Here is a 17,508-nt window from a genome sequence, read left to right on the forward strand (position 1 = left end):
GAAAACGCTGAATAAAGTTTATGAATATTGACCTCATCACGAACTATTTTCCTGATCTGAGCAGCGAGCAGAAAGAACGCTTCGCTGCGCTGGATGGACTCTACCGCGACTGGAACGCCAAGATCAACGTAATCTCGCGGCAGGACATCGATTCGCTGTATGAGAAACACGTATTACATTCGCTGGGAATTGCGAAAGTGGTGCAGTTCAAACCGGGCACCGAAATCCTGGATGTAGGCACGGGGGGCGGCTTTCCGGGTATTCCGCTGGCGATTCTGTTTCCGCTGGTCGATTTTCACCTGGTCGACAGCATCGGCAAAAAAATCAAGGTTGTGCAGGAAGTCGCCGATGCCCTGGGTCTGACCAACGTAAAAGCTGAACAGGCCCGCGTTGAGCAGTTGAATACGACGTATGACTTTGTGGTTAGCCGGGCCGTAACGCGGTTGAACCCCTTTTTGGGCTGGGTGCGCTACAAGATCCACAAAAACGGCAACAACGACCTACGCAACGGTGTTCTGTATCTCAAAGGCGGTGATCTGGCGGAGGAACTGGCCGAAGTACCCGACCGGTACCGAATCTACGACCTTTCCGATTATTTTAACGAACCGTTTTTCGAAACCAAGAAAGTGATCTATATACCCAAGAAATAGTGAGAAGATAGTACCGAGAAGCGAGAACGCATGCTGTAGTTGATATGCGCCAGTCATTCCCGCTCTCCCTCCTATCTTCCAACTCCTCACAAACACCTACTATGGCAAACGAGCGTTTTTCTTCCAGCAGTTTTAAAGATCCCATCCGGCAGGACGTAATCGAATTCAACGACAAAGGCGTGACCTTCCGCGAGAAGAAGCTGATCGGCGGCACCGATAACTTCGTGTTCTACTCCGACATCTCAGGCGTTGAGATCGACAATGGCTTGTTCTTCTCCACGATACGTATCATTCCGCGGGCCCGGCCGGAGATTGTACTCAAAAATTTCACGAAAGGCGACGCCCGGCGGGTGAAGGAGCTGATTCTGCACAACGTACCGAACAACCGGCCCGATGCCTTTGGCGGCCCAACGGGCGGTTACTCAGGCCGTTAGTCGCGTAACGCATTTTTTGCGCATATTTTTTTGCGCATACGCTTGCGCAATTAGGCCTGGGGTGCTACTTTTGCACCATGATTCCCGAATAGCTCAGTCGGTTAGAGCATCTGACTGTTAATCAGAGGGTCGCTGGTTCGAGCCCAGCTTCGGGAGCAAAAAGCCTCAAATCTTACGATTTGGGGCTTTTTTGTTTACTACGTTATGATATAGCTGTGTCTATTTATTGAAGCTTATATTTCAAGAACTACACCATTTGCACAGTATTACTCTTCAGTGCGTTGGTTAGTTGCAGGGGCTGGTCTGCTTTGTACGTATAGACAATTCTATAGACCCCTGATAACCAATGAAAACTTCGCGCAGACATTTTTTGCGGAATTCGGCACTGACCGTTACCGGAGCCGGACTCATCAGCCTTCCCAGCCTGGAAGCCATTGCCAGTCAACGAAAAAAGGTAGCTCCCAGCGATAAGCTCCGACTCGGATTGATTGGCTGTAATGGCATGGGCTGGTCGGATCTTCGTTCTCATCTGCTCATGAGCGATGTCGAATGCGTAGCGCTGGCGGATGTCGACCAGAGTGTGCTGGACAAGCGAGCCGCCGATGTTCAGGCGATGCAGAAGAACCGCCCCCAGCTTTTTAAAGACTACCGTAAACTACTGGAAAACAAAGACATTGATGCAGTCATCATCGGTACGCCCGATCACTGGCACTGCATGGCCATGATCGACGCGGTGTCGGCGGGTAAGCATGTCTATGTCGAGAAACCGTTAGCGAACAGCATTGAGGAGTGTAACCTGATGCTGGCGGCCGCCAAGAAATACAACAAGATTGTGCAGGTAGGCCAATGGCAGCGGAGCGGATCACATTACGAGAAAGCCATTGAGTACATTCGGTCGGGTAAGCTAGGCAACATTCGCCTGGTAAAAGTCTGGGCGTATCAGGGCTGGATGAATCCGGTTCCGGTACGTCCCGATAGTGCGCCCCCGGCTGGTGTTGATTATGATATGTGGCTCGGTCCAGCGCCCAAGCGTCCGTTCAATCCAAACCGATTTCATTTCAACTTCCGCTGGTTCTGGGATTATGCCGGTGGCCTAATGACCGACTGGGGTGTTCACGAAATCGACATTGCGCTCTACGCCATGAACGCCAAAGCTCCCAAATCCGTAATGGCCTCGGGTGGTAAGCTAGCCTATCCTGACGATGCGTCCGAAACGCCCGATACGTTGCAGGCGGTGTATGAGTACGACGGCTTCAACATGCTCTGGGAACATGCCACCGGCATTGATGGCGGTAACTATGGCCGCACCGAGGGCATCGCCTTTATTGGAAACAATGCTACCTTGGTTCTGAACCGGGATGGCTGGTCACTGCTTCCCGAGACGCAGACCAAGAACAACATCAAGGTTTACAAAGTAGACGATTTGCCCGACCAAACACGTAACGGCGACTACCTGAACGAACACACGAAGAACTTTGTGCAGGCGATTAAGGCCAACAATCCGGGTATACTCAAATGCGGTATCGAAACGGGTAGTATTGCCGCTATCAACGCGCACATGGGTAATATTGCGTATAAGACTGGGCGCAAGGTGTATTGGGATGCTGCGGCCAAAGGCTTTAAAAACGATGCACAGGCGAATGCTCTGCTAGCGGCTCATTACCACAATGGTTGGAAACTTCCGGTTGTGTAAGAATAAGGTGAATAAAATGCTGGCGTGCGTCCGTAAAACTATGCCCCAGTAACTTCTGATCATTTGTTAACGAAGCGGTATAGAGCCTGATATAGAATATGTCTTTGTCTCTTTCTTTACATTCTAACAACAGCTTGCAATATAATCCCTAAGCCTCAACAGGTTTAGGGATTTTTCATTGAGCAGCGCCGTAACGTTAAGTATAGTTTCTTATGTTTTGCTGATATGCCAGTGCCCCAGGCCAGCTATCTACCTGTGGTTCAGCTTAGCCATCACCTATCCGGAATTAGGAAACCAATGCCGTATAATCAGTAATCAGGTACCAGTAGTCCCATAAACCAATACGTGTGGTCCAGTCAATGACCATCCTGTTTGCAAACAAAAAATACATAGTACTTTTACCAAAAAGTTAGTACCCTATTTCCTTTGCTTTACTCATGCCGCAACCGTTTACGACCACAACCGATTTCTTAGCCGGAGGAGGTGAAATGGCTACCTTAATCCGTACGTTCGACTGGTCGCAAACACCCTTAGGCCCGATTGAGCAGTGGCCGCAAAGCCTGAAAACCGCCACAAACCTGATGCTGAACGCCCGACAGCCGATGTGGATCGGCTGGGGACCAGCGGTTACGTTTCTGTACAACGACGCTTATATTCCGGTACTCAGTCTGGCCAAGCACCCCGGAGCGCTCGGCAAACCCGCGGCTGTAGTCTGGGAGGAAATCTGGCACATCTGCGGGCCGCTCGCCGATAAAGTGTTCCAGTTGGGCGAAGCGTCGTTCGCCGATGACGTCCGGCTGTTTATGAGTCGGGGCGACTACCTCGAAGAAACGTTTTATTCCTTTTCATACAGTCCGATCCGCGACGAAACCGGGCAGGTGGCGGGTCTGTTTTGCCCCAACACCGAAGTAACGGCGCAAAATCTGAATACCCGCCGGTTAGCCACATTATCGGCCTTAGCCCTAAATGCTCTGGTCGAAAAAACGACCCGATCGGCCTGCGCGTCGGTGGCCCGTACGCTACGTCAAAACAGCGACGATATTCCCTTTGCCTTACTCTATCTGACGGATGCGGGCGGAACCCATCTAAAGCTGGAAGAAGCCATCGGACTGGCTGCGGGAGATGCCCGCCTTAGCCCCTGGCAGATTCCGACAGACGGCTCAGGTTCCGGCCCGCTCGATATGCCCGTAGCGCAGGCCATTCGGCAGGCGAAGCTGACCGAAGGCCGCTGGACCAACAGCGCTGGATTACCGACAGGCCCCGCCGATCAACTCGTCACGCAGGCCGTGATTCTTCCCCTGGTAGCCTCAGGTCAGGAGCAGCCCATTGGCGTACTGATTGCGGGGATAAATCCGACGCGTCGGCTTGATGCCGACTACCGTACGTTCTACGAGCTGACCGCTAACCAGGTGGCGACGGCTATTCAGAATGCGATCACTGCCGAAGAAGAACGGCAGCGTCTCGACCAGCTGGCCGAGCTAAACCGAGCCAAAACGCTGTTTTTCAGCAATGTAAGCCACGAATTTCGGACGCCACTCACCTTAATGCTGGGTCCACTCGATGAACTCCTCCGGGGCAGCGACGGCACGTTGAATCAGACCCAGCGTTCTCATGCTCAGGCGGCTCACCGAAATGCCGAACGGCTGCTACGACTGGTCAATACGTTGCTGGATTTCAGCCGGCTAGAAAGCGGACGCTTACAACCCACGTTTACGCTCACCGACTTACCAACGCTTACTAAAGATTTAGCCAGTAGTTTTCGCTCGGTGATCGAGAAGGCGGGTATGGAACTGGTGGTAGAGACCGGTTCCTTCACGAAGCTGGTCGCTATCGACCGAACGATGTGGGAGAAGATCGTGCTCAATCTGCTCTCGAACGCGTTCAAGTTCACCTTTGCCGGAACCATCACGGTTCAGCTGGTCCAGGCTGGTGATGACGTAACGTTTAGCGTTCAGGATACGGGCGTGGGCATTCCAGAGGCTGATCTGCCCCGTTTGTTTGAACGGTTTCATCGGGTTGAAGGCTCGCCGGGCCGATCTATTGAAGGAACGGGCATTGGGCTGGCGCTGGTTCAGGAACTCGTTCAGCTACACAACGGCAGCATCCAGGTCAGTAGTGAGCTAGGAAAAGGCAGTACCTTTACGGTTCAGGTGCCCGTTCATCAGGCCCAGGTCGCACCCGCGGTTGATTTAACCACGCCCAATACCAATCTGTACCTGGCAGATGCCGACCTGCTGGTACGTCCAATGCCCACCGATGGGGCACAAGCTCAGCCAACAGAAGCAACCCAGGCTACGGCAGCCCGCCATCGTATCTTACTGGCGGACGATAATGCCGATATGCGGGCGTATATCCACCGCCTGCTCAGCCCTCATTACGCAGTAGAGGTGGTTGCCGACGGCCAGGAAGCCCTGAACGCCATTCAGCTCGCCCCGCCCGATCTGATCGTTTCGGATATTATGATGCCCCGACTCGACGGAGCTGGTTTACTAAAGGCCTTACGGTCAGCACCACAAACCGCCCATATTCCAATTATGCTCGTGTCGGCACGGGCCGACGAAGAATCTGCGCTGAGCGGTTATGCAGCCGGGGCTAACGATTACCTGACCAAGCCGTTTTCGGCAAATGAGCTGCTGGTTCGGGTCGAGTCTCAATTGAAGCTAGCCCAGGCACGCCAGGAAAATCAGCAAAAATTACGACATCTCTTCAAACAGGCTCCGGTAGCGATTGCCATTCTGGAAGGGCCTGACCACATATTTACGCTCGCCAACGACCAGTACCTGCGATTGACCGGTCAGTTGCAGGCTGGTACTCTGATCGGAGTTCCGTTCCTGACAGCATTTCCCGGACTGGCCTCAGAGGGTTTCGCAGACAAGTTAGCGCATATCTATAAAACCGGTGAGCCCCTTTGCATTCGTGAGCAGGCGATTAACAGAAAGTTAAGCGAACACCAGACAGAAGGTTATTTTAATTACTCGTTTGAAGCCTTAACCAGCCAAACCGGTGTCATAACCGACATCATCCTCGTAGCTCAGGATGTAACTGATTCTGTGCTGGCCCGCCAGCAGATTGAAGCGAGCCACCAGCAGTTTCAGCAGCTGGCTGATCTGGTTCCGCAGATTCTCTGGACGGCTCAGCCCGACGGAGCCGTCGATTATTTCAACCTGCCCTGGTACGAGTATACGGGATTTGAACGAGCGGAAGGTGGCCAAACCTGGCTTCCCATTTTACATTCCGACGACGTAACCCCAGCCATTGACCGCTGGTCGCACTCAGTACGAACGGGTGAACCATATCAGATTGAGTACCGCTTTTCCGACCGGCACGTGCCCGGTACGTATCGCTGGTTTATGGGGCGCGCCGTACCCGTGCGCGACGAAAGCGGCCTTATTACCAAATGGTTTGGCACCTGCACCGATATTGACGAACATAAGCAGGCTCAGATGGCGCTGCAAGAAAGTGAAAGTCGATTCCGGGCCATTGCCGATACAGCACCTGTGCTTATCTGGATGTCGGGCGCTGATAAGCTCTGCTACTTTTTTAACAAAGGCTGGCTCGATTTCACCGGACGTACGCTGGAGCAGGAAACGGGGAACGGCTGGGCCGAAGGAGTTCATCCAGATGATTTCGACCAGTGCCTGGCTATTTATAACACGCATTTCGACGCCCGTCAGGAGTTTTACATGGAATATCGGCTGCGCCGACACGACGGAATGTACCGGTGGATTTCAGATCATGGACGCCCTCGCTTTGCCCCCGACGGTCAGTTTATGGGGTTCATTGGTGGCTGCATTGATATTCACGAGCGGAAACTGGCCAACGAGGAGCTGGAACGGCGGGTGGCCGAACGTACCCATGAACTATACAAGCTCAACGCCGATCTCGAACGCTCGAATTTCGATCTGATGCAGTTTGCCTCAGTCGCCAGCCATGACCTGAAGGAGCCGCTGCGTAAAATTCAGGCTTTCAGTAACCTCCTCACCGGCTCACTGGCCAGCAAACTGACCAGCGATGAAGAAACACATTTGGCCCGGATTGTACGGGCCGCAGCCCGGATGCAGACGCTGGTCGACGATGTTTTGCGGCTTTCCAAGCTTTCCAAGCTCGACGCCCAGTATGAGCCGGTAGACCTGAACGCCGTGATTGCCCAGATTCAGGATGATCTGGAGATCACCATTCTGGAAAAGAAAGCCGTGATTACGGTTGAACCTCTACCTACAATCGACGCTGTAGAAGGGCAGATGCATCAGTTGTTTCAGAATCTGATCAGCAACGCTCTGAAGTTCGTCAGCAATCGCCAGCCGGTTATCACCATAGAATCAACGCCCGTTACCGAACAGATGCGTCAGGAATTCAGACTCGACGATCAGGCGTACGTATCCCTTTGCGTTCGCGACAATGGCATTGGCTTTGATATGCAGTACGTCGAAAAGATTTTCGGGATGTTCCAGCGGCTGCACCGACGCGACCAGTACGAAGGAACGGGCATTGGCCTGACGATCTGCCGCCGAATTGTCGAGAACCACCATGGTTACCTGAGCGCCGAGGGAAACCCAGGTCAGGGCGCTACGTTCCAAATCGTGTTACCCGTTCGTCAGCACATATTCACCAGCAGAAACTGAGTAGATTATTGGCCGTCTGGCTATTGGTAAGAAAGCGAATGTGCTGTTCTGTTTATCGCCAAAACGCCTGCCCCCTACGCCCATGATCTCTTCCAACCGCCGTGACTTTATCAAGCAAAGCAGCGCGGCTGCGCTTAGCGTTGCCTTATTTCCAGGTATGACCCGTAAAGCAGCGCCCAGCGACCGGCTGCGTGTGGCTCACATTGGGTTGAACGGTATGGGCACCAACCACCTGAACTGGTTCGCCAACCTGCCCGACGTAGAGGTAGTAGGACTTTGCGATGTCGATGAAACGCATCTGAACAAAGCCCTGGCTACGCTGCAAAAGATCCAGCCAAACACAACGGCCAAAACGTACAGTGATTTCCGGTACCTGCTCGACCGCCAGGATATCGACGCCATCACCTGCGCTACCCCCGACCATTGGCACGCTCAAATTGCGATCATGGCGTTTCAGGCGGGTAAAGATGTGTACGGCGAAAAACCGCTTTCGTACAGCGTTCGGGAAGGACAGCAGATGCTGAAAGCCCTCAACCGGTACGACCGCATCTTTCAACTGGGTACGCAGATTCACGCGGGCGATAACTATCACCGGGTCGTCGAGATCATTCAGTCGGGTGCCATTGGTAAGGTCCATACCGTCCGGCTCTGGAAGACCGGCTTCCCGCCGGTGCTGGGACCAGCCAGCTACCAAACGCCCCCCGCTACGCTGAACTGGGAGATGTGGCAGGGTCCGGCTCCCACCTCCCTGTATACTCCGGAGCGCTGTCACGTTAACTACCGCTATTTCCTTGACTACTCAGGCGGGGTATTTCAGGATTTCTGGTGCCATATTGCCGACATTGTCTGGTGGTCCATTAACCCGGCGGGCCTGAAACGCATCGTTGCCCGGGGGCAGGCTCCGGAAGGCATTGCCGATGCGCCCAAATGGATTGACGTGGATTACGAGTTCGACAACCTGAACCTCCACTGGACCAGCACCCCACCGAACGTACCGGGGGCCGAAAAACGCCATATCGGTGCCTATTTCGAGGGCGATAAAGGCACGCTGCTGTGCGATTACAATACGCGGGAGATCACCATCAACGGGGTCACCATGACCGACGTACCGGAAATTCCGATTACTCTGGAGCGTTCGCCCGGCCACCAGCAGAACTTCGTCAACGCCGTAAAATCGCGCAAACAACCTGAATCGAATCTGGCCTACGCCCGCCAGTTGACGTTACCGATGCACCTTGGCCTGATTTCGTACCGGCTCGGGCAGCCCCTCGAATGGAACGCCCGGAAAGAGAAATTCAGGCACAACCCCGACGCCAACGCTTTACTCTCCCGTTCCTACCGGACGGGCTGGAACTTAGTATAGTTCTTTTATAACCAGCGCTTTGCTTATGGTAAGCCCCGTTGGTGGTTTACCGTAAGCCTTTATCCAGAATTTCTGCTAACAAATACAGCGTAAGGCATTTAGGCTTCGTGCAACCGTTTACGAATTGCTCCGTCAACTGTCTGTCAGCGTGAATTACCTTTAAGGTATGTCCGTCTTTAGCTGACTGCGCGATGCTTCAGAAACTCCTGGCCGCCCTGGGGAACTTCTATGTTATCGTCATATCCGTGCTTATTTCGGCGGGTCTGTGCGCGGCCACCTGGGCAAGCTGGGTATTCTACGAAGAGGTGGAACTGCAGAGCCAGTTCGCCCGGGAAGGAGAACTCCGTTCGGTAACCATTAATCAGGTTGAACACGAGCAGCGGTCCTGGCGGGATAGGCTGAACAGCAGCGCGTACATCACCTTTACGTATCAGGGTAAAGATTACACAGCCCGCTACGTCAACGATACGAGTTACGTCCGGGAGGGCGATCGCGTTCAACTGCTCTACCACCCGCAGCACGATGCGTTTCGGCAGCCGGTTTCCGAGATTCAGTCTTCGGCAGGGATTCCGAAATCCCGGCTCATTGACTGGACGGCGATCAAGTTAAGCCCCGAACGGCAGGTGCTGTTCTTCTGTCTGCTTCTCACCTCCATTACCTTTTTCTTTGTTTCGGGCCCGCTGTTAAAATTTATTCAGATTCCGGTTCTTTAACAGATGGCCCGGCTCCTGCTCGGGCTGGAACTGCTGGCGCTGAGCGGCTTTATGGCATACTCGGTCTGGACGTATTACAATGTATATCAAACCCTTAAAGCAAACGGCCGGGAAACGACGGTTCAGGTGGTGGATACGGATCACGTATCCACCACCCGCCGGAGCCGGTCCGGGATCAACTGGTATAGCTACCAGGCTATCGTGCAGTATCAGCAGCGTCAACGGATCATTCCCATCAGCGAGACTGACTACGAATCGCTGAAACCAACAAATGCGTTACGTGTCTACTCCGATGAGTCGGCCGATGAGCTGATGTCGGTCAACTACCCACTCGATTATAGCCGGGTACTGGTCCCGATCGTCTGCGGGGCGCTCGCTATGCTTATAGTGTTCCCCAGTCTAACGCGCCGTAGACAAAACCGGCAGGCGGTGGCCCGGTAAGTCCAAACAGAACAGCCCCTGGTTCATCGTATCGACTACGCCAGAGGCTGTTATACTGGTTTATTTAATAGATACCGGCTAAACGGCCTCTAGTTTCGGCTGCAGGCCACCCCGACGCGCACTCACCTGCCGGTTCCGATTGAAGAACCGGTAGATGATTGGGAAAATCAACAGCGTTAATACGGTGGCCGTAATGAGTCCGCCAATGACGACGATGGCCAGCGGCTTCTGCGTTTCGGAACCGATACCCGTCGATACCGCTGCGGGCAGCAGACCAATGGCCGCCATCAGGGCCGTCATGATTACCGGTCGAATGCGGGACTGAACCCCCTGGGCGATCGCTTCGTCTAAACTCAGACCGTTTTGCAGGTTTTGATTGAAAACGGAGATCAGAATAACCCCATTCTGTACGCAGATACCGAACAGGGCAATGAAGCCCACCCCCGCCGAGATACCGAATATTGTGCCGGTCGCGTGTAAGGCGAGTATACCCCCAATTAAGGCAAACGGTACGTTGAGCAGGACCAGCCCGGCATCTTTCACCTTGCCAAACAAGACAAACAAGATAACGAAGATCGCCAGCAGACTGATCGGCACAACCTGACCTAACCGTTTCGTTGCCCGCACCTGGTTTTCGAATTCGCCGGTCCATTCTACATCGTAGCCCCGTTCAAGTTTAACTGTCTCTTCTACTTTGCGCTGGGCTTCAGCAATGGTGCTGCCTAAGTCGCGCTCCCGTACCGAAAACTTAACGCCGATGAACCGTTTGTTTTTGTCACGATACACGAAGGCCGGGCCGGTGAACGTACGGATTTCAGCGATCTCTTTAAGGGGTATTTTGTTACCCCGGATGGTCGGCACCATCAGGCGGCCGATGTCTCGTTCGTCCTTGCGGAAATCGGGTTGATAACGCACCCGAATATCAAACCGCCGTTCGCCTTCGTACAACTGGCTGGCCGTTTTGCCACCAATCGCCATCTCAATCACCGCTTCGGCATCGCCAACCCGCACGCCGTAAAACGCCATCTTCTGCTTATCGACGTAAATACTTAATTCCGGCTGACCAACGTTCCGCAGGATACCCACGTCTTTTACGCCCGGTACGTCCCGAATCGCTTCAATCACCTTATCGGCGTATTTATCGAGTTCCTCCAGATCATTCCCGAAAATCTTGACTGCGTTGCTCGCGTTCATTCCCGCCACAGCCTCCGCTACGTTGTCGATGATGGGCTGCGAATAGTTGTAGTTGATGCCCTGGAACTGCTTCAGCTTCGCATCCATTTCCTCGATCAGCTCATCGGTCGTGATCTTGCGCTCCCATTCCTTTTTAGGCTTCAGATTCACCTGCATCTGTACGTAATAGAACCCCGACGGATCAGTACCGTCGTTTGAGCGGCCCGTCTGCGACAGGACGCCGTTGACTTCCGGGAACGTCATCAGTTTACTACGTAGCGTTCTCACCATTTTTGTGGTTTCGCCCAGCGAACTACTCATCGGCAGTTTGGCTTCGACCCACAGCGCCCCTTCGTTCAGCTGCGGCAGAAATTCGGTGCCCAGCAACGTAGCGGATGCGAACGTCAGCCCCATAAACGCCAGGGCAAGTATCATACTCAGCTTACGGTGGGCGTAGGTCCAGTTGAAGCCGCGCGTGACAATCCGGTTAAAAAAATTCACAACCGGGTTATGCTTCTCGCGCACGTTCTTGTTCAGCAGAATTGAGCACAAGACCGGCACGAGCGTAAGCGTGAAAATCAACGCCCCCAGTAAGGCAAACCCCAGCGTCCAGGCCAGGGGGCTGAACATTTTGCCTTCTACTTTCTCGAAGGAAAAAATAGGCAGCAGCGCCGTAATGATGATCAGCTTGGAAAAGAAAACGGCCTTGCCCAGCTCAGTACCGGTCTGGCGAATGAGCTTGAGTTTAGCCAGCCGGTTGAAACGGGCCATGCCAAGCCGGTGCGCCTGATGATCCAAGGTCACAAATATCCCCTCGACCATGACCACGGCTCCGTCGATGATAATACCGAAGTCCACCGCGCCCATGGAGAGTAAGTTCGCTGACATGCCGCGCAGGCGCATGCAGAGAAACGCAAATAGCAAGGCCAGCGGAATGATAATACTCACAATGAGCGTAGTACGCCAGTCGGCCATGAACAAAAAGACGATCACCGTTACGAATACGATCCCTTCGGCCAGGTTGTGCAGCACCGTTTCGGTACAATAGGCCATCAGGTTGTCGCGGTCGTAGAAGGTGACCATCTTCACGTCCGACGGCAGTACTTTTTCGTTCAGCTCGGCGATTTTCGCTTTCACGCGGGCCAGCACCTCGCTGGGATTCTCCCCTTTCCGCTGCACAATGATGCCTTCCACTACGTCGTCGTTGTCGTTCAGCCCGACCTGCCCGACGCGCGGCTGATTCGACTCAATGACCTGCGCCACATCCTTGATCAGCACCGGCAAACCGCCCTGCTCATCGACAATGATGTTTTCGATGTCGGCAATGTTGGTCAGCAAACCGATGCCCCGCACGACGTAGGCCTGGCCGTTTTTTTCGATGACATCGCCCCCCACGTTCAGGTTGTTCTGCGTTACGGCATTGTACACCTCCGAGGGCGTAATGCCGTATTTCTGCAACTGCATGGGGTTTACGCTTACTTCGTAGGTTTTTTCCCGACCGCCAAAAGCAACAATATCCGCTACGCCCGGTACGGCCCGCAACTGGCGGTCGATCACCCAGTTTTGCAGCGTCAGCAACTCCCGCGTGTCGCGCGAATCGGACTTGAGCGTATAGCGGAAAATCTCTCCCGTTGGGCCGTAAGGCGGCTGCACGTCAGGCTCTACGCTCTCAGGCAGCGACACGGTCCGGAGCTGATTGTTCACCTGCTGCCGGGCAAAGAAATCGTCGACATCGTCTTCGAAGATGATTTTCATCACCGACAAACCAAACATGGTGATCGACCGCACGTTGGTCTTGCGCTGCACCGAGTTCATGGCCACCTCGATCGGCACCGTCACAAACCGCTCGACTTCTTCGGCGGATCGGCCGTTCCACTCCGTAACCACAATAATCTGCGTGTTCGTAACGTCCGGAAAGGCTTCGATGGGCGTGTTCAGATAGCTGTAAACACCCGCAATCGTCAGGGTTCCTACCATAAAGAACACGAAGAACCGGTTCTTCAGCGAGAAACTGAGAATGGATTTGATGAGCTTGTTCATTAGTCGTTCAGGGCGTCATAGATCAATAATTGCGACTGCGTGATGACGCGCTCACCGGGGCGTAACCCACTCCGGATATAGGCAACGTCGCCATGCGACTTATGCACCTGTACTTCGCGGGTATCGATGTGCTTCCGGTCGTGAAAGACCATAACAAACTGCTTGCTCTTATCAAAAATCAACGCTCTGGCCGGAACGGATGGCAATTCTCCGCCTTCCTGGAAGGACAACGTAACGCTGGCGTTCATCCCCGGTTTGAGCAGCATTTTTTCATTCGGCAGTCGAATCCGCACCTGCATGGTTTTGGTCGTCTGGTCCAGCACGTTATAAACTTTATCCACAGTACCGGTAAATACCTGACCCGGATAACTCAGGGTTTGAATCTGGGCGGGTACTCCTTCTTTCATGCGGCTGATGTCCGATTCGTTGACGTTAGCCAACACCCAGATTACGTTCAACTGCGAAATGGTAAACACCGAAGCCGCATCGTCGGAGCGCAGCTGCGTGCCCCGGTTGATGTTCTTTTCCAGTACGTAACCAGAAATAGGCGCTTTCACGACCGACTGCGAGTTCGAATCGGCTCCGTATATCTGGAGCACTTCCTTGAGCCGGTTCAATTCGGCCTGTTCGCGCTCCACTTCCTTGCGGGCCACCAGCACGTCGCGCTCCGAGTTGAGTTTATCGGCGTACATATCTTTGGCAACCTGTAAGTTCTTCTCGGCCAGGCGAAGCTCGGCCTGCGCCTGCACGAGTTCGCTGTTATAGCTGATTACCTCCCCCGACTGGATGACGGCCAGGGTCTGCCCTTTCTGCACATAATCGCCCAGTTCGGCCCGTACATCGCGGACGTTGCCGCTCACCAGCGGAAACACCCGGATCACGCGGTTCTCGTCGGGCACAACCCGCCCGATCAGTTGCAGCTGGCTGCGAATCGGTGTTGTTTTTACTTCCTCCGTCTGGATTCGGCTGAGCATGGTGTCAGTCAGGGCGAACGGCTCTTTATGTACCTCAACCGGCTTCCGTTCCGATGAACAGGCGAACGCCAGGCTGAGCACTCCCAGGCTTATTATTCCTTGCAATGTGGTCATGTTGCTATTATTTGAACAGATCGGTGCCGATCGTGTAGTTAAGTTGCTCGTAGGCGTTGATGCGATCAGCGGCCAGCCGATTGAGTTGCTGAACGTTAGCGAGGTAGGTCTCGAACAGATCGACGAACTCAATCAGCGAAATATTTCCCCGTTCGAAGTTGCGCAGAATGCCCCGGTTCAATTCGTCATATTGAGCCGCAAACCCGGGATCGACTGACTGATAGGCGGCTTCGGTTTGCTGAATCTGCTGCAAAGCGGCCTGTACCTCGTTTTCTACCACCGTTCTGACGTTTCGCTGAACCAGCCGCTGGTAATCAGCCTGCGCCCGCGCCGATCGGATATTGCCTTGGTTTTTGTTGAGCAGCGGCAAATCCATACTCAGTGTTACGGCCGTGTAGTTGGGTGTATAACTGGCGTTCTGGTCGTACAGACCACCAACCCGCAGATCGGGCGTTGCCAGGGATTTTTGTAAGGATACGTTAGCTTCAGCCTGCCGGATAGCCACCTCAGCCCCGCGCAGATCGGGCCGGTTTTCGAGTGCTAAATCAACCGCCGACCCCGGTGAGGGCAGATTAGTACGGTAACGAGCCAGATCCGTAGATGCGGCTTCCGGCCGAATCGCGGCTGTGGTCTGTAGTAAAGTCCGCAGGTCGCGCTGTTGCTCAGTCAACTGGTTCTGCAGATTCAGTTGATCGTTGGTCAACTGCACCAGCAGCGCTTTCAGCCGGATCAGGTCCCGCAGCGATACATTATTCCGGTTGTACTGCCGCTCAAACGCCTGCACCGTTTCGGTTAGCCGGGCTCGTTGATTGGCAAATACAGCCAGGGTATTCTGCGCAAAATACAGTTCATAGAACCGGCTGTGGAGATCGAAGCGAAGCGTTCGCAGCAAATCGGCGAATTGCAGCTCGGTTAAGCGCACCTGTTCAGTCGCCACCGCTACCCGCTTGCTCCGTTTGCCCGCGAGCAAAACGGTTTGCTGAATCGAAAAGGCTTTCTGGCCGCCCTTGCCCACGTCGAGCGGACGGTGAAGTGCCGGATTATAGGCATTCAGTTCGAGGTTGGCCGTCGGATTGTCGAACAGACGGGCCTGAATGACCTGAGCCTGGGCCGCTTCAATCTGATAGCGTCCGGCCAGTGCCAGTAAATTTCGCTGAACAAACAGGCTATCGGCCTGCCGGAGCGACAACGACAGCGTATCCTGCGCCTGCGCAACGGCACTAAGCAGCACCCATGCGCAGACTATGTATTTAGTCATTGATAATAAGGATTGATGAGTAATTCAAACGTCATCAAAGGCCATATAATAAGCCCATAACCTGACTCCGCAGAGCGGCCAGGTTCTGATGACACGTACCAACAAAGAATTACGCGATCAACTGGGGGGGAGGAGACGAAACTTCCGCCAACGGCGATACGTAGGGAAGCTGAACCAGCGCAAACCGGGCTACTGAGCCTATCAGAGCCGCCGACGGTAAGAGCAGCGTATAATAGGTTGTCTGCGGCATAAACCAGACAACAAACACTTTATTAATCACAGAATGTCCATCCGGCTCATCGTGTTCAGGTATGGCGTTTTTGCAGCCCAGAAAATATTCCAGCACCCACTCCGTTATACTTTCCATCTCGTTGATGGTCAAGTCTTCATGCACGACACCCGTTTTTGAGATATGGACACGGTGATCGGGTGGGTCCACGCTGATATTCAGAACGTGAACCGCCATAAGCAGGCAAAATAGCCGCTTTACCCAGGTATGTATCGCTGTAGGCCTCATGCAGTTTCCAGACAAATATAAGGAAATATACCTAGCTCTCAATCCGCGAGGGTGATTGTGAACAAGTGATATAATCCAATTTTAACACCCAATTACCGCTGGCTCAGACCGCTGGTATCCCAGAAAAAGTGTCTGCTACGTTCCCGGCAGTCACGAATCAGGCCCGGCAAGAGTGTTCCTGCCGGGCCTGATTCGTGACTGATTATTGGTTGTTTAGCGTGTTGTTACACGGGCGCTTTTGGTTTTCTGAATCACAAACGGAACACATTTCGCCGGTGGGCAATTGCAAAGCGGGTTTTGCAGAGTCACCGTCTTCTGGGCGTAACAACCAGACGCGTTGTACAGACGAACGGTATAAGTCTGCGCCACTCCGGTTCGCAGGATGTTATCAACAAGCACACCACCAGCCGGAATTGGCTTGGCCAGCGCGTAACTGGTAGCGCCCGTGTACGATCCGCCCAGCGATATGTCGTACCGATCGCCCGCGCCGAAGTTCGTCGCAATCACCTGACCATCGGCTAGTGAGTTGCCGCCGGTACAGGTAGCCTCTTTGGCAACCAGCGAGAAACTATCCGGCAACGGATTCACAACCGCCGATACAACCGTTACGCTTGAGCAGCCCGTTTGCAGATCGGTTACCGTTACGGTATACGAGCCACTATTCGCCGTTGTCGCGTTCGGAATGCTGATTGCCCCCGTATTGGCGGTGAAGCCATTGGGTCCGGTCCAACTGTAGGCAGCATTGGTTGTCGAAATAGCGCTGCTCACGATCAATGTTTCACCGGTACAAACCGCAGGTGCCGTTGTCACAATAACCGGTAGGGTCGCATCACTCACCACCGTAACGGTTGTGCTGGCCGTTGTTCCGTTCTGCGCTGTCACCGTTACCGAGTACGGACCAGCCATATTCACCGAAATGCTCGGCGTGGTTGCTCCCGTACTCCACAGGTACGTAACCACATCTGGGCTGGCCGTGGTGCTGATGGTGGCCGTGGGCTGGGCACAGGTTAGGGTGTTGCTCACACCAGCCGTGACCATCGCCAAATCCGTGTTACTGAAGACCGTGGTCGTCACAACCGCACTACAGCCGTTAGCTCCCGTCACCGTCACAGAGTACGGACCGGCTACGCTCACCGTGATGTTTGGCGTGGTTTCTCCCGTACTCCATTGATAGCTTACCGCTCCGGTTACGCCCGTCACACTGCTCGAAATGGTCGACGTGAACTGGATGGGCGTTAGCGTATTGCTAACACTGAGCGTTACCACCGGAATATCCGTATTGCTGAACACGGCGGTGTTCACCGAAGCCGTAGCCCCATTCGGAGCGGTTACCGTTACCGAGTACGGACCGGCCGCTTTGGCAATAATTGTCGCCGTCAGTTCGCCCGTACTCCACAGATACGTAACGCCGGGCGTGGCCGTCGTGCTGAGAGTGGCCGTCAGGGCCGTGCAACTCAGCTCGTTGCTGACCGACACCATCACCATGGGCAGAGCCGTATCGCTGACCACATTGGTC

At 54.0% G+C, this 17,508-nt stretch carries 12 protein-coding genes and 1 tRNA gene; 8 read left to right on the top strand and 5 right to left on the bottom strand.

Going from position 1 to position 17,508, the window contains the following annotated elements:
- The first annotated feature begins 20 nt into the window (after window positions 1-20).
- From rsmG to ACYVBJ_RS19010, 8 genes are all read left to right on the top strand, one after another.
- Window positions 21-650 carry a 16S rRNA (guanine(527)-N(7))-methyltransferase RsmG gene (rsmG, locus tag ACYVBJ_RS18975; RefSeq protein ID WP_460983879.1) on the top strand — a complete coding sequence of 210 codons (630 nt, stop codon included), beginning with the start codon at window positions 21-23 and terminating at the stop codon, window positions 648-650.
- A 101-nt stretch (window positions 651-751) separates the two neighbouring features.
- Window positions 752-1,084 carry a hypothetical protein gene (locus ACYVBJ_RS18980; RefSeq protein WP_460983880.1) on the top strand — a complete coding sequence of 111 codons (333 nt, stop codon included), beginning with the start codon at window positions 752-754 and terminating at the stop codon, window positions 1,082-1,084.
- A gap of 82 nt (window positions 1,085-1,166) precedes the next feature.
- A tRNA-Asn gene (locus ACYVBJ_RS18985) sits at window positions 1,167-1,240 on the top strand.
- A 190-nt stretch (window positions 1,241-1,430) separates the two neighbouring features.
- Entirely contained in the window at window positions 1,431-2,777 is a 1,347-nt protein-coding gene (locus ACYVBJ_RS18990; RefSeq protein ID WP_460983881.1) for a Gfo/Idh/MocA family protein, read from the top strand.
- Window positions 2,778-3,214: 437 nt separating this feature from the next.
- Entirely contained in the window at window positions 3,215-7,399 is a 4,185-nt protein-coding gene (locus ACYVBJ_RS18995; protein WP_460983882.1) for an ATP-binding protein, read from the top strand.
- Between the two features lie 82 nt (window positions 7,400-7,481).
- The gene (locus ACYVBJ_RS19000; protein ID WP_460983883.1) at window positions 7,482-8,762 is read left to right on the top strand and encodes a Gfo/Idh/MocA family protein; all 1,281 of its coding nucleotides are present in this window, start codon (window positions 7,482-7,484) and stop codon (window positions 8,760-8,762) included.
- A 191-nt stretch (window positions 8,763-8,953) separates the two neighbouring features.
- Window positions 8,954-9,475, top strand: coding sequence for a hypothetical protein (locus ACYVBJ_RS19005; protein WP_460983884.1), 522 nt, complete (start codon window positions 8,954-8,956; stop codon window positions 9,473-9,475).
- Window positions 9,476-9,478: 3 nt separating this feature from the next.
- Complete coding sequence (locus ACYVBJ_RS19010) at window positions 9,479-9,916, top strand: hypothetical protein (RefSeq protein ID WP_460983885.1); 438 nt, start codon at window positions 9,479-9,481, stop codon at window positions 9,914-9,916.
- A gap of 78 nt (window positions 9,917-9,994) precedes the next feature.
- Here the strand turns inward: ACYVBJ_RS19010 and ACYVBJ_RS19015 are convergent, their stop codons facing one another.
- From ACYVBJ_RS19015 to ACYVBJ_RS19035, 5 genes are all read right to left on the bottom strand, one after another.
- Complete coding sequence (locus ACYVBJ_RS19015) at window positions 9,995-13,129, bottom strand: efflux RND transporter permease subunit (protein ID WP_460983886.1); 3,135 nt, start codon at window positions 13,127-13,129, stop codon at window positions 9,995-9,997.
- Window positions 13,129-14,217, bottom strand: a complete 1,089-nt coding sequence (locus ACYVBJ_RS19020; protein WP_460983887.1) for an efflux RND transporter periplasmic adaptor subunit — start codon at window positions 14,215-14,217, stop codon at window positions 13,129-13,131. Before ACYVBJ_RS19020 ends, ACYVBJ_RS19015 begins: the two co-directional genes overlap by 1 nt.
- A 7-nt stretch (window positions 14,218-14,224) precedes the next feature.
- Complete coding sequence (locus tag ACYVBJ_RS19025) at window positions 14,225-15,475, bottom strand: TolC family protein (protein WP_460983888.1); 1,251 nt, start codon at window positions 15,473-15,475, stop codon at window positions 14,225-14,227.
- 109 nt (window positions 15,476-15,584) lie between these two features.
- On the bottom strand, window positions 15,585-15,941 hold the full coding sequence (locus ACYVBJ_RS19030) for a hypothetical protein (protein ID WP_460983889.1): 357 nt from the start codon (window positions 15,939-15,941) through the stop codon (window positions 15,585-15,587).
- Between the two features lie 264 nt (window positions 15,942-16,205).
- On the bottom strand, window positions 16,206-17,508 hold a 1,303-nt coding region (locus ACYVBJ_RS19035), incomplete at its 5' end, for an immunoglobulin domain-containing protein (protein WP_460983890.1).

It is taken from the genome of Spirosoma fluminis, assembly GCF_054778895.1.